Source organism: Microcystis sp. T1-4, from assembly GCF_000297435.1.
Lineage (GTDB): Bacteria > Cyanobacteriota > Cyanobacteriia > Cyanobacteriales > Microcystaceae > Microcystis.
This window is the reverse complement of the sequence record NZ_CAIP01000150.1, coordinates 1-13,850: the sequence shown is the minus strand read 5'-3', so window position 1 is coordinate 13,850 and position 13,850 is coordinate 1. Positions and strand designations below refer to the sequence as shown.

Sequence of the window (13,850 nt, the reverse complement as noted above, 5' to 3'; positions counted from 1 at the left end):
GAACCAAAATTGAAAACTTAAACCTAATAACTTAAAACTTAAAACTTAAAACTTAAACCTGATAACTGATAACTGATAACTGATAACTGATAACTGATAACTGATAACTGATAACTGATAACTGATATGTTTATCGTCGAAAGTTTAAAAATGGCCGTCTCCACCCTAAGGGCTAATAAAGTGCGTAGCGGCCTGACCATGTTAGGAATTATCATCGGTAACGCTTCGGTGGTGGCCATGATCGGGATTGGCCAAGGGGCGCAAACCTTAGCCAATGACCAGTTTGCTAACTTGGGACCCAATACCCTTTTTGTGGTGCCGGGGTCGCGACAAGCACGCAATACCACCGTTGATTTACCGAAAACCTTAGTTTTAGCCGATGCTCAAGCGATCGCTGAACAGGTTCCCACCGTCGCTGAAGTCGCTCCGGAAATAAACGCTCGTTTCCTGATTTCCCATCGTAATCGCAACATGACGGCTCTAGTGACGGGAAGCACCTCAGAATACGCTTCTGTCCGCAATTTTACCCTAGAAAAAGGTCGTTTTATCAATAATATCGATCTAGCCCGCAACAAACGGGTAACGGTAATCGGCACTGAAGTGGCGGCGCAACTTTTCCCCACCCAAAATCCCCTCGGTCAACAGCTGCGGATCAAAAATCTCAGTTTTGAGGTGATCGGGATTTTAGAGGCGAAAGGCTCCTTTTTTGGCAGTAATCAGGATGAAATGCTGATTATTCCCCTCAGTACCATGAACTCGCAACTGGTGGGCAAAACCGGACCCTACGGTGTCGAGTTGAGTTGGATTAGTCTCACTGCGCGATCGGGGGAGGAAATCCGCGCTGCTAAGTTCCAAATCCAGAATCTTCTGCGTTTACGCCATAAAATCGTCGCTGAGGATGATTTTCGCGTCGAAACTGCTAAACAGATGATCGAAATCTTCGACACGATTACCAAGGGTCTAACCCTACTTTTGGCTCTAATCGCCGGTATTTCCCTAATTGTCGGGGGTATCGGGGTGATGAATATTATGCTCGTTTCGGTTTCGGAAAGAACCGGGGAAATCGGACTAAGAAAAGCGATCGGAGCCAGAGAACAGGATATTCTCCTACAATTTCTGATTGAATCAACTCTCGTTTCCATCGCCGGCGGTGCGTTTGGTATTCTCTTCGGTGCAGGAGCGATCGTTCTCGTCTCCAGTTTCTCTCCCCTGGCTGCCACTGTTTCCGCCAGCGCCGTCGCCCTGTCTTTGAGCGTTTCCACGGGTATTGGTCTCTTTTTCGGCGTTTTTCCCGCCTATCGTGCCTCTAAATTGGAACCGATTGTCGCTCTCAGAAGTGTATAATTTTTTAAGTTTTTTCGGGGACGTTTTTGGCAAGGATTGCTTTTATAGCTAAGTTGGGGTTTAATGTGTGGGACGAATTTGATAATCCCGATAACGACGATAATCATTGAGAATGCGATCGTGATCAAAGCATAAGGGTTGGGGGAATTCCCAGAGATGAAAAATCCCCACTTTTTTGGCATCATCGGCAGCAATCGGTTTGCCTTTTGCCGTGGCGATAAAAACAATACTAATGGTGTGTTGACGCGGATCGCGGTTAGGATCGGAATAGACGTGAAATTGCTCGATTAACTGCACCTCTAAACTGATTTCCTCGTAAGCTTCCCGAATGGCCGCCGTTTCCACCGACTCACCGTAGTCCACGAATCCCCCCGGAATTGCCCAGCCAAAGGGCGGATTTTTTCTCTCAATTAGTACGATCGGACGGTGGGGCGAGTCGATCAGTTCGATGATAATATCAACAGTAGGGGCAGGATTGCGATAGGTTGTCATTTTTTTCAGTTATCAGTGAACAGTTAAGTAAGTAGTTATAATTAAATAGAAGATAGATTTTGCCTCTGATACCCCCTGCCCCCCCTTGATAAGGGGGGTGTCTGACAACTCTTAACACCTACCTACTTATCAGTAATCGGTCAATAATTCCATTTAACACTCATAATCTTACAATCGAATCATTTCTAACCAGTCACTGATCAGGGATCACTAATAAGGAGGAGAATAAAAGTTGTTAGAAAATGCCAAGAAAATTACGGTTATAGGTGGGGGAATTTGGGGGCAAACTCTGGCTAATTTGGCTAGACGTAATCACTTAGCTGTTAGGGTTTGGTCCCGTCATACCGGGGAAGATTTAGGGGCTATTATAGCAGATACTGACGTAATTATTTCGGCCGTTTCGATTAAAGGAGTTGTTCCAATGATCGAAAAATTACAGCAATTACAATTAAATTCTCGCATAATTATCGTCACCGCTACTAAAGGATTAGAGCCAATCACCACTCGTACCCCCTTTCATCTGTGGAATCAAGCTTTTCCCGCTCATCCCCTTGTGGTTCTTTCCGGTCCCAATTTAGCTAAAGAAATTAATCAAGGTTTACCCGCCGCTACGGTGGTAGCAAGTTATCAGCAAAAAGCAGCAATATTGTTACAAAAATTATTATCTGGGGAATCTTTTCGGGTTTATCTGAATAGCGATCCCTTGGGAACAGAGTTAGGTGGCACTCTTAAAAATGTCATGGCGATCGCATCTGGGGTTTGTGATGGTTTACAGTTAGGTACTAATGCTAAATCTGCCCTGTTAACTCGCGCTTTACCGGAAATAGTTCGGGTGGGAACTTGTCTAGGAGGTTGTCAAGAAACTTTCTTCGGTTTATCGGGTTTAGGGGATTTATTAGCCACCTGTAATAGTCCTTTATCTCGCAATTATCAAGTGGGTTATCAATTAGCTTTAGGTTTATCTTTGCCAGAAGTTTTAGCGAAATTAGAGGGAACTGCCGAGGGAATAAATACCACAGAAGTTTTGATGAGAATTGCCCAAGAAAAAAATTTATATGTACCGATTACCTGTCAAGTTGATTGTCTTTTGCGCGGGGAAATTTCTCCCCAAGTTGCCGTTTATGAATTGATGCGTCGGGATTTAAAAGCAGAATTTGATTAAGAGACAAGAGATTTTTTAGTAAGCAGTAAACAGTAATCAGTGGGGGGTTGGGGAGTGAAGAGCCGAAAAGATTAATCCGTATTGTGGAAAACTTGGCTGGGCATTTAGTACAAGTGTATGACAAGCCTCGGCCAATCTAGCCGCCGCAAGTGCCGGCTCTGATTTGGGCAATTCACCCTATTGTCAAGCTTCAGGGGTCAAAATGATGGCTTCTCTCGGGGGTTTTTTAGCGAGAAAAGGCGACGGTGAACCAGGTGTTAAAACTATTTGGTTGGGACTGCGAAGGTTACATGATATCAGCCAGACTTGGGGACTATCTCATCCACGGGTGAAAATAGTTGTAAGATCAAAGAATTCTCCGATAACTGTTGCTCTATCCCCCGCGTGCCTACCTATTCCTACTATACCGCCGATGTTTTTAGCGATCGCATTTTTGGCGGTAATCCCCTGGCGGTTTTTCCGGAAGCGTCTGGATTAACCCACACCCAGATGCAAAAAATCGCCGCCGAATTTAACTTCTCAGAGACAGTCTTCGTTTTTACGCCAGAAACAGACCAAGGCAGCAAAAAAGTCCGGATCTTCACCCCCAGTATCGAATTACCCTTTGCAGGGCATCCTACCGTCGGCACGGCCTATATTTTAGCCCTAATCGGTGCTATTCCCCCCCACCAAGAAACCACGATTTATCTGGAGGAAGGAGTCGGTTTAGTACCGGTAAAAATTCTCATGGAGGGGGAAAAACCGGTCTATAGTGAGTTAAAAGTGGCACAATTGCCAGAATTAGTGACGGATAATTATGCTCTCGATGATTTAGCGGCGATTCTTTCCCTAAGCGTTGCCGATTTCTTACCTGGTTATCCCCCCCGCGCCTTTTCCTGTGGCCTTCCTTTTTTATTCATCCCCGTCAAAAATCGCGATATTTTAGGGAGAATAAAACTAAATCTAAGTCTCTGGTCATCATTATTAGGCCAATCCCCCGCTAATTCCCTTTTTGTCTGCTGTTTTGACCCAGAATCACCCCAATCTCGTCTCTATGGCCGAATGTTTGCCCCCGGTTTGGGAGTTATGGAAGATCCCGCCACTGGTTCGGCTGTGGCCGCTTTGGCGGGCTACCTAGGGGCTTTAGAATCTTCTAGGGAAGGGATGAATCAATGGACAATAATCCAAGGGGTGGAAATGGGCAGACCAAGCACCATACAATTAAAGTTTCAGAAAAATAACCGGTCAATTACGGAAGTTTCTGTGGGTGGTGCATCAGTTCTAGTCTGCCAAGGTAAGATGATAATTCCCGATGGGGAAAGACTTTAGCTGGTTAGAAAATGAATGGTTTCCCCTAATGATTTTAACTCTAAATCCGAGATTTGGTCATCATTCCAATAACTAATTTCTTTGCCTACTTTTTCGATAAAATAATTGGCCGCATAACGATATCTTTGTTGATACTAAATCCGTTGAGCAACGCACAGAAAACAGGTTTCTCGGAGAAACCCGTTTTCTACTCATGCACTCATGCAAAAAGGGGAATAAATAATCAGTTTTTAATAACCGGATTTAGGGATCTTCGGTTTGTCTTATGCAATGGACGGGGTTATAAGGAATGAAACCCCTATAGAGACAGGGGTTGCTGCGATTTTTGTCAACTGTTTTCGCTCTAGAGCGAACTAATCAATTAAATCTTTTGCCAAATAAGGATTCAGTCGATTTATGCCCCCCTATCGAACCATACCAAGTAACGAAGAACCGGATTTAGTCTAATTTATTCTTGACTATCTTCCGGCTCTAAATAACCAAAAAAAAACGCCCTTATTTCGAGATTAAGAGCGTTCAATTAAGGTTCTTTATGACTGAATTTAGACAAAATTCTCAAAGATAAAGTTTCCTGTGGTAGGAGTTACACTCAGAGTTCCAGTAATACCCGAAACGTTGACTAAGAAGTCATCAGCATTGCTCACCGCACCAGCACCATCGTTCGCATAGAGGTAAGTTCCAGCAACAGAACCAGCAGAAACGGTCACTAAAACCGTTTGCAGTGTGGCATTAGTAGAGGCGGTAATCGCAGTAATACCAGCAAAGACAGCATTAATATCAGCGGCTGTACCAATGGTCTGAGCCGTGTTGATGTTGACGGTCGCATTAGCGTTAAAGGTAAGACCATTGAGGAATTCGTTTGCGCGGGTTGTAAATTTGAATTGATCTCCACCCACACCAGCAGCAAAGTCTGCGATGCGGTCAACATTAGCAGTGCCTTTATTGTTGGCAGAACCGCCACCGTAGATAAATTGATCAACTCCCGCCCCACCGGTCAACGTATCTTGTCCCGCATTACCCCGTAACAAGTCGGAGCCACTACCGCCCGTGATACCGTCATTTTGAGCGGAGCCAGTTAATGTGTTGACAGCCGCAGGTGATGAGCTTGCCCCTTTGATAATTGCACCGTTCACAGTCCCTGCTGAGGCATCAATAGTGACGTTAGCCGTAACCGCAGACGCATCAATGCTGAAACCGGTTCCCAATTCTCGGGCACCAGTCGTCAAATTAAACGTCCCCGCACCTGTTGCCGTAATCGTACTGGCAGACGGGGCATTAAGGAGAGTGTTTACGGTCGTATTATCAGTCGTGGTAAATTTGAGAATCTCAACATTAGGAGCAGTGAGGTTCGTAATGGTAAGATTGTTAACAGCTTCTAGACCATCGCTCACGGTAATATTGAGCGTATCTGAAGTTCCGGTCGCTGTTTTTAAGTTAAAGGTTGGTGTGGCATTAGCAAAGATCGTCACGTCCCCAGCTTGAGTGGCTGTTACGTTGTTGAAAACCGAGGCACCAGCAGAGCGGAGAGCGACAAAAGGCGATTTGGCAAACAAGTCCAGATCTACTTGCTGACCATCAGACTGTAACACCTCGAAGTTAGCATAAACATTCGCCCTGGCCGTCGTGTTCACATCGGCGGTGGTATTAACAATCAGTCGATCTTTTGTGCCTTCTCCGGCATCAACGGCAGAGTCTGTTGTGGTAGTAAGGGTATTGGAACGAACGATGTCATCGCCTTTACCACCTTTGAAAGAGGTAATCCCAGTTCCAAATGCTACCGTCAGTCCGCCCGCCGTTAAGCCTGACGCATCAATGGTTTTGATGGAGTTCGCCACCGCCACATTATCGGAAAAACTCAAAGATTTGCCATCACCAGAGACTTTGATTGTGTTGACCGCTCCTGCATCGAGGGCAGTAGTAACGAGCTTAGTGAACGTACTGGATCCCGTGGCGGTAAAATTGAGGGTAGTGAGTTTATTCCCTTGCACAGTAAGCGTGCCACCTTTGTTCACTGCGTTGGTCCCAATCTGGGCTTCCGTTGCCGAATTGCCAAAATTAGCAGTTAGATTGTTGCTGTTAAAATTACCTTTGAGTGTTAACCCCACCCCACCAATTCCTTGAATGGTCGTGGTCGTAGTGGCAGCACCTAGTACGAGGGTATCAACGGTTACACTCTTGAGACCTTTGCCAGCTGCCGCTGAGAAATCAAAGGCTGCGGTTGCGGTGAGAGTATCAGCACGCCCCTGAATCAAGTTAACATTCTCGATGTTGGAGAGTTGCGGTAGAACATTATCGGTAGGACCAAAGTAATTAAAGGTGTCCGTTCCCTCGCCACCGTTGGCCACATCGCCGAGTTGAACAGTCTGCTGAGCAACCCCGCCACTGTTGTCTCCGTTGAAGGTATCGTTACCCGGCGTACCTGGTAGATTATCAAGTCCGGTTGTGAAGACGAAGGTTTGACCACCGCCACCGCCAGAGCCAGCAATAATCACGGTATTCTGTGCAATGGCGGCATCTCTGGTGGCCTGAGTAGAATTGACGGTGGCAATGTTGCTGGCCGAGGACTGAGCTAGGGTAGAATCAAAGTTGACCCCTTTATTTAAGGCCTGTTTAGAAAAATCTAGGGCTACATCCGCTTTATTCTGAAGGGCCTTAAAGTCATCAGAATCTGGTTTGGCTCCTTGGGCAACATCCAGAATAAATAAAGCAACGGCCTGGGGTGAACCTTGGGCAGCTAGGAGTTGTGTGCGCCAGAAAGCCAATCCGTCAGCATCGGCGTTCCGGGCAAACATATTCTGATAAATTTGGTTAATAAACTCGTCTACATTGCCAAGGAGAGGGCTTTGTAAGAAAGGGTATTTTGTTTTGGCTTCTTGGGACGATCCAAACTGGATCGCTAAATCAACGTTGGTTACCCCCGCCTGACCAGCGGCAACGGCATTGTTGAGGTCTGAAGACGAGGTGGCGCGGCCAAAGTAGATGACATAGAGGCCGACCGAAGTGTTGAGATCTAGGGGATTGACAGTTGGCATAGCAGTTTCGTTAACTCCTCAACGAAAAAACAAATAACATCAGTTTGATGTTAGCTGAGACATTACAGATTAGTATGGACAACTCATTTTACCAAATTATCCTACAATCCTGTACTCAGTATATCGGAGTTTAGCAGTTTGTCAACGCACAAGCCTTTAATTTTGTCGGGTGACATTCTCCCGACGCTGACCCTACGGGTACAGCGCAGGCTTCCCAACCTGGCAGTTAGGCATTGCTGCCCCACGCCACTTATCTAGTTCATAGACCCCCGACAGACCGACTTGGCAGGCACTTTTGTTTCGCCAGACTGGCTACTTACTCGTTCTAGTCCACGATGCAATACCATCCCTGCGGCGGCCTGGTCACGATGCGTTCGATACCCATCGACATTTCGCACATCTTCATATACTTTTATATATTTTTACATTCCCCAAGATGTTTTGAGGAAAAACCTTCATTGTAGAAACTACTATTGAGAACATTTTCAATAATTAATTTTTTTCTGAGAAAAAATTACAATTCTTCACCTTAATAAAAATTAATCATTGTAGCTATAGTCCCTACGGGCGATCAATTTTAAGCAATATATTAGTAAAAATTATCAATTGAATGTTAAGAAGTGCGGAAAGTGGGCTTTATAATTAAGCTTCTTGCTTAAGTTGACACCCATGAAGGTTTGCGCCCATTATGGAAAACAGTGACCATTTTTCCCCTGATCTCCAGAAGAAGCAAATAAGGGAGATTCAGTTAACGCAATTTAAATTACGAACAGCTTGGCCGAGAGATCGGACATTTTGTTGACGGTCAGTTTCATTCGCTTTCCCTGATAGACTTGGAGAAGTATTACCATAGCCATCGCACAACGGGGGATTATATCGATATTTTGGTTCTACCCCTATGATAAAATGTCTTGGGCTCCCAGACAGATAGATTAGTCGGATTATTTAGTCCAATTGAAATAAAGGCACTATATTTTTAGAGCAATGCGAGAAACAACAGAGAACAAATTTTCGGTTGAGTTTATTATCAGCCAACTTCGCCGAGAAATGTGGCGATCATCTTTGGTGCAGACGCAACAGCCTTCACCTCTGGCTCAGGGGCAAAAAGATTTTAGAGAAACCCCAGGATCTCCTACTCCATCTCCTTTGAGGTTGCTCACCTCAGGTCAAACAGAAACTGAAGCCTTAAAGGAACAACGAGAGCGCACTCTCGATTGCATAGCATTAGCCGAATCTCGTTCTGGGGTAAGGAGTCAATTGCCAGGCAATGCAGGACGTTTTCCCTATATTTTATTTCGACCATTTCAGGTATTAATCCTCAAGATTTTCAACCTGCTCTTTCGAGACCAGCGAGAAGTTAATAGTAATCTGTTTGCGGCTCTCAGAAACTCCCTGGCTCTTAATGAACAACTCTTGGGTCAGGTTGGATTGTTGCGGGAGCAAACCCGTGAGGACTTGCTCAGCCTTGACCGAGAACTCCAACGTCAAAGCCACCAGCAGACTGCTCAATTACAAGAACTCCAACTTCAAAGCCACCAGCAGACTGCTCAATTACAAGAACTCCAACTTCAAAGCCACCAGCAGACTGCTCAATTACAAGCTATCCAAAACCAAATCTCACAGATCCATGACTCTCTGTATCAGAATAGCCAGGAGTTAGATGAGAAAATTTGGAACTTTAGAAGTGATACTCAGGACAAAATTGAGACGGTATCCCAACGGGTAACTGAAATTGACCAGCGTTATCTCCGTCAAGAGAACTATTTGCGGAGTGATTTAGTGCAACAAAAACGCCTTTTAACTCTCTTTCTGGAAGAGGCTAGAAATCGTTTGCCTGAACCCTTCACGCCTCAAGAACTTCAGACCTTTGTCCTTGAAGAAGGGCAATCCCTAGACGCACTCTATGTGGCCTTTGAGGAGCAGTTTCGGGGAACTGAGGCAGACATTGCCCAACGTCTCTCGGTTTATCTACCCTATCTGGAATCTTACGGTATCCGTCGTGGAGAGGATCTGGTTTTAGATATGGGCTGTGGCCGGGGAGAATGGTTAGAATTGTTGAAGGTCAATGGCTATCAAGCCAAGGGCATAGATAGTAATGCCCTGGTGATTGACTATTGTCAACAACGTCAACTTCTGGCTGAACGGGGAGATGCGATCGCTTATCTTCAAAGCCTACCAGCAGAGAGCGTTGGGGGAGTTTCGGGCTTTCATATTATTGAGCATTTGCCTTTTCCCGTATTAGTACAGTTTATTGATGAGATCCATCGGGTGTTGCGGCCAGGCGGGATGGTAATTTTTGAATCGCCCAATCCTAGCAATCTAATTGTCGGAAGTTGGAAATTTTATTTTGATCCCACGCACTTAAATCCGCTCCCATCGGCAACTAGTCAGTTTCTAGTCGAATATGCGGGGTTTACTCAGGTAAAGGTGCTGAATCTCCATCCTGCACCGGATCCCCCCTTTCCTGGTGATTCTGATTTAGTCAAACGTCTCAACGAGTATTTCTATGGCCCCCAGGATTATGCTATTATCGGTCTAAAACCAACGGGAGGCGGATAAAAACCGCATCTTTGATTTCCCGACAGCTAAAGGCTTACTCAAACTTCTCGGAACCTGTGACAGCTATTTTTAAGGTACTAATCACTAATGCGTATTTTAATCGTAACGACCCAGACTCCTTTTATTCATGGTGGGGCAGAAATTCATGCAGAAGAACTCCTCAGACAACTGAAAAAAGCAGGTCATGAGGCAGAAATTGTGGCAATTCCTTTTCAGGTTTATCCTCAGGAACGAATCCTTGACAGTATGTTGGTTTGCCGTCTTCTGGATCTATCCCAATTCGCAGGATGGGTTATTGACCGAGTAATTGCGTTGAAGTTCCCTGCTTATCTAGTTCCTCATCCCCGTAAAGTTCTCTGGATTTTGCACCAACATCGTCAAGCCTACGAAATGTGGAATCATCCGCAATTTGGAGATTTATATCGTCTCCCCAACGGGCAGCAAATCAAGTCAAGTATTGAGCGAGCGGATAATCACGCCTTTGCTGAATCTCATGCCATCTTTAGTAATTCCCGCAATGTTGCTAACCGTCTCAAGCAATTTAATGGTATAGATTCTCTTCCCTTATATCACCCACCCCAAAAATCTGACTGTTTCTATTGCGAGCCAGAAGAAGGGTATTTTTTCTTTCCCAGCCGCTTCAACGAGATTAAACGTCAGACCCTCGTTTTAGAAGCTTTAGCTCAAACAACTTATCCGGTCAAGGTAATCTTCGCAGGTCAGTCCCATGGAAACTTTCGTAAGGCTGTTGAGCAAATGATTCAAGATTTTGGTTTAGAGGATCGAGTAACTTTAGCTGGTTGCATTTCTGTGGAACAAAAACTGGATTATTATGCTAAGTCCCTCGCAGTTATCTATCCCCCGTTTGATGAAGATTACGGCTACGTCACTCTGGAGGGAATGTTGGCGGCGAAACCGGTAATTACTTGTTGGGATTCCGGAGGCCCCTTAGAATTTATTCATGATCGTCAAACTGGTTTGGTTACTGAGCCAAATCCAACGTCTTTAGCGAAAGCGTTAGACGAATTATGGGAAAATCGCTCATGGGCGAAAACTCTAGGAAAGGCTGCTCTAGATTATTATCAAAGTCTCGATATTACCTGGTCAAACGTGTTAGAAAAATTACTAAAATAAACCTTTAATACTCATAGGTTTTGACGCTATTTATTACGCTTATTACCCAAATGCTCAAGTTAAGTTGGTTTTCCCCCTTGCTCCCAGCCAAAACGGATATTGCCCACTATACAATGCGTCTGCTACCAGCCTTACTTTCTCGCTGTGATCTGGAACTGTGGACAACTGACAAGGATTTTGACCCGACAATCAGTCAGATAGCTAAGGTTAATGTTTATGATTCCGAGCAGTTAGATTGGGCAAAACTATGTCAGACGGATTTAATAGTCTATAATATCGGCAACAACCACGAGTTTCATCAAGACATTTGGCTGGTTAGCCAACGCTGCCCTGGACTCGTAATCTTACATGATCTGAAGCTACAAGGTTTATTTACTGGTATTTATCGTAGTAATCAGCAGCGGGAAGACTATTTAAATAAGATGTTGTACTATTATGGGGCTGATGCTCAAATCATTGGTCGTCTTTTTGAGGAAGGCCAGATTTCTGAAAAATTTGTCGTAGAAAAATTTCCGCTAACTCCTTTAGCCTTAGCCAATGCCCGTGGAGTCGTTTGCCATAGCCGCTATGCCTACCAGCAATTACTGGGAATTAATTATTTACCGACTAGCTATATTCCTCTGCCCTACGCTGTCCCAACAGGTCATTCCCATTCTTCAACCTCTCGTATTTCCGAGACAATACATCGTTTAATCGTCTTTGGCTACCTAGGAACTAACCGAAGGTTAGAGGTGATTTTGGAAGCCTTGGCTAGTTTTCCTCGGCGCTCAGAATTCTGTCTGGATATTTACGGACAAGTCTGGGATGCCGACTATATTCAACAGCGTATTCAAGACCTAGAGCTCACAGAGCTAGTTCAAATCAGAGGCTTTGTACCAGAAGAAGAACTAGAACAAGCTCTAGATCAAGCTGATTTAGCTTTTAACCTTCGTTACCCTACAATGGGTGAGGCCTCTGCGAGCCAACTGCGCATTTGGAGTCATAGTTTGCCTAGCTTTGTCACCCCAGTTGGCTGGTATGAGGGTTTATCTCCAGATACGGTAATTCCTATCCGCCTCGACCATGAGCTGGAGGATATTCATTATCATCTCCAGGGTTATCTTGATAATCCTGACCCTTATAAGTCTGTTGGGATAGCTGGTCGAAACCGTCTCGCAGAACACCACAGTCCCGAAACCTGTGCTGAACAGCTTGTTGAATTTGCTCAGGAGGTTCTCAAGGCCCCTCTTTTCCCGACAATGCAGTATTTAATGGATAGAACTGTTCCAGAGATACGGAAATGGACACCAGAAAACTGCCCGACAGCCACTTTACAGGGACTAGCCAAAGCGGTTCATTTCTTGACCTATTAATCCTTGGTTCGCTCATTTTTCACAGGTAGTGCCTTATTCCTCAAGTGCCTAATATGGCGACATAAGAAATACTTATATGCTACGGATGGACTATTCCAAGACAAAAAACACCACCGATAGCGTTAGCAAACCTGGGGTTATTAGGAGCGCCTTTCAAAGAACAGGCTAGTGGAGTTGCCAGTGGAACAATAAATACACCTTTTATTTTTCCCTAACCCAATGGGCCCTGTGCTGCCTCAATCATAGGATCCATTACCAACGGACCCCTGGGCAAACCACTAAGATCTGTCCCTGGTCGGGATGTCCCTACTCCCCGCTTGAGCGCATCAGCATAGTAATCGACACTAGAATTGTAATTCTGGTTTACCTGATTTCTCCTTGATTCCATAGTGTCGTTGACCCAGGAAGAACCCAGCAATGAAGACCAAGAACCTCGTGACCCACTTGTTGTTGTCGAGTTGGTGTTAGTCCCAGTTAGCGGATCGTAATCCTGGTTCACCGGATTTACCCGATTTCTCGCTGATTTCACGGCATCGTTGACCCAGGAAGATCCCAGCAATGAAGACCAATAATCTTGTGACCCGCTTGTTGTTGTCGAGTTGGTGTTAGTCCCAGTTAGCGGATCGCCGCTGGGAACAGCCTGACTTAGAGCAACATCAGCTTTCTTTTGAAGCGTGGTGAAGTCCACAGACCCGGGTTGAGCTCCCTGGGCAACCTCAAGAACAAACAAAGCCACCTGCCTCGACGACCCCCCCGCAGCCAAGAGTTTCTGACGCCAGAAGACTAAACCCTCGGCATCAGCCGCTCGGTCGAACATATTTTGATAAATTTGATTGATAAACTCATCTACATTTCCTCGAAGAGGACTTTGCAAGAAGGGGTATTTTGTTTTGGCTTCCTGGGATTGTCCAAACTGAGTTGCTAAATCAACATTAGTCACCCCCGCTCGCCCGGCGGCAACCGCATTATTGAGGTCCGAATAGGAGGCCGAGCGACCAAAGTAAATCACATAGAGACCGACTGCCGTGTTAAGATCTAGGGGATTGATAGTTGCCATTGCTTGATAGCTCCTTTGTTAAGAAACCTGGGGTTCTGGGGCGCACCTTGTCATATGCTACTTGTTATTTGCCCCAAAAACCATAGTAAAAAAATACTTAGGGCTTGCTGAATGATGGTAAAACCCTTTTAAAATAAGGCTTTTGACCTGTTAAAATCCGATGTTAGTACCAGAAAATAGGATTGGGACTTTCAAAAACCTTGCATTATCCTTCTTTTAGTACAAAAACTGGTACGAAAAAGGAGGGCAACGAAGCCTGAAACTGCTGCCTCCTTGCCTCCTGCCTCGGAGCCTTCTGCCTGACCCCACCCTAGGACTTTTTCAGCAAACCCTACTTAGTCCAAACATAGCTTCAATTTCCTCGCGACTTTTCTGGGGGAAATCGCTTTAAGAGTTCCTGCTTGGAACAC

Annotated in this window: 9 protein-coding genes and 1 pseudogene; 7 read left to right on the top strand and 3 right to left on the bottom strand. The window is 45.2% G+C overall.

Annotation, left to right across the window (positions count from 1 at the left end; genetic code table 11):
* Positions 1-126: 126 nt before the first annotated feature.
* The gene (locus MICAI_RS09110) at positions 127-1,344 is read left to right on the top strand and encodes an ABC transporter permease (RefSeq protein ID WP_008200729.1); all 1,218 of its coding nucleotides are present in this window, start codon (positions 127-129) and stop codon (positions 1,342-1,344) included.
* 60 nt (positions 1,345-1,404) lie between these two features.
* Here the strand turns inward: MICAI_RS09110 and MICAI_RS09105 are convergent, their stop codons facing one another.
* The gene (locus MICAI_RS09105; RefSeq protein ID WP_008200727.1) at positions 1,405-1,836 is read right to left on the bottom strand and encodes an NUDIX domain-containing protein; all 432 of its coding nucleotides are present in this window, start codon (positions 1,834-1,836) and stop codon (positions 1,405-1,407) included.
* Between the two features lie 232 nt (positions 1,837-2,068).
* Between MICAI_RS09105 and MICAI_RS09100 the strand changes: the two genes are divergently transcribed.
* From MICAI_RS09100 to MICAI_RS09095, 3 genes and pseudogenes are all read left to right on the top strand, one after another.
* Positions 2,069-2,998 carry an NAD(P)H-dependent glycerol-3-phosphate dehydrogenase gene (locus MICAI_RS09100; protein WP_008200726.1) on the top strand — a complete coding sequence of 310 codons (930 nt, stop codon included), beginning with the start codon at positions 2,069-2,071 and terminating at the stop codon, positions 2,996-2,998.
* Positions 2,999-3,194: 196 nt separating this feature from the next.
* A pseudogene (locus tag MICAI_RS27655) lies at positions 3,195-3,320 on the top strand (IS4 family transposase); the annotation flags it as partial.
* Between the two features lie 62 nt (positions 3,321-3,382).
* A complete protein-coding gene (locus tag MICAI_RS09095) occupies positions 3,383-4,306 on the top strand; it encodes a PhzF family phenazine biosynthesis protein (protein WP_008200724.1) in 924 nt (307 codons plus the stop codon).
* 542 nt (positions 4,307-4,848) lie between these two features.
* On the opposite strand, the gene MICAI_RS09090 is transcribed toward MICAI_RS09095, so the two are convergent.
* Positions 4,849-7,338: a DUF4214 domain-containing protein gene (locus tag MICAI_RS09090; protein ID WP_008200722.1), complete on the bottom strand. Its 2,490-nt coding sequence runs from the start codon at positions 7,336-7,338 to the stop codon at positions 4,849-4,851.
* A 984-nt stretch (positions 7,339-8,322) separates the two neighbouring features.
* On the opposite strand from MICAI_RS09090, the gene MICAI_RS09085 reads away from it, so the two are divergent.
* The 3 genes from MICAI_RS09085 (at position 8,323) to MICAI_RS09075 (ending at position 12,383) form a co-directional block, all read left to right on the top strand.
* Positions 8,323-9,897 (top strand): class I SAM-dependent methyltransferase, encoded by a 1,575-nt coding sequence (locus MICAI_RS09085; protein WP_008200720.1) that lies wholly within the window; start codon positions 8,323-8,325, stop codon positions 9,895-9,897.
* Positions 9,898-9,984: 87 nt separating this feature from the next.
* Positions 9,985-11,031: a glycosyltransferase family 4 protein gene (locus MICAI_RS09080; RefSeq protein WP_008200719.1), complete on the top strand. Its 1,047-nt coding sequence runs from the start codon at positions 9,985-9,987 to the stop codon at positions 11,029-11,031.
* Positions 11,032-11,051: 20 nt separating this feature from the next.
* Positions 11,052-12,383 carry a glycosyltransferase family 1 protein gene (locus tag MICAI_RS09075; protein WP_157221740.1) on the top strand — a complete coding sequence of 444 codons (1,332 nt, stop codon included), beginning with the start codon at positions 11,052-11,054 and terminating at the stop codon, positions 12,381-12,383.
* A 211-nt stretch (positions 12,384-12,594) separates the two neighbouring features.
* On the opposite strand, the gene MICAI_RS09070 is transcribed toward MICAI_RS09075, so the two are convergent.
* Positions 12,595-13,440, bottom strand: coding sequence for a DUF4214 domain-containing protein (locus MICAI_RS09070; RefSeq protein ID WP_008200715.1), 846 nt, complete (start codon positions 13,438-13,440; stop codon positions 12,595-12,597).
* Positions 13,441-13,850: the final 410 nt, after the last annotated feature.

Coding starts and splice junctions, on each gene's coding strand:
- MICAI_RS09110 (WP_008200729.1), top strand. CDS start 127: ATGTTTATCGTCGAAAGTTTAAAAATGGCCGTCTCCACCCTAAGGGCT.
- MICAI_RS09105 (WP_008200727.1), bottom strand. CDS start 1,836: ATGACAACCTATCGCAATCCTGCCCCTACTGTTGATATTATCATCGAA.
- MICAI_RS09090 (WP_008200722.1), bottom strand. CDS start 7,338: ATGCCAACTGTCAATCCCCTAGATCTCAACACTTCGGTCGGCCTCTAT.
- MICAI_RS09085 (WP_008200720.1), top strand. CDS start 8,323: ATGCGAGAAACAACAGAGAACAAATTTTCGGTTGAGTTTATTATCAGC.
- MICAI_RS09080 (WP_008200719.1), top strand. CDS start 9,985: ATGCGTATTTTAATCGTAACGACCCAGACTCCTTTTATTCATGGTGGG.
- MICAI_RS09070 (WP_008200715.1), bottom strand. CDS start 13,440: ATGGCAACTATCAATCCCCTAGATCTTAACACGGCAGTCGGTCTCTAT.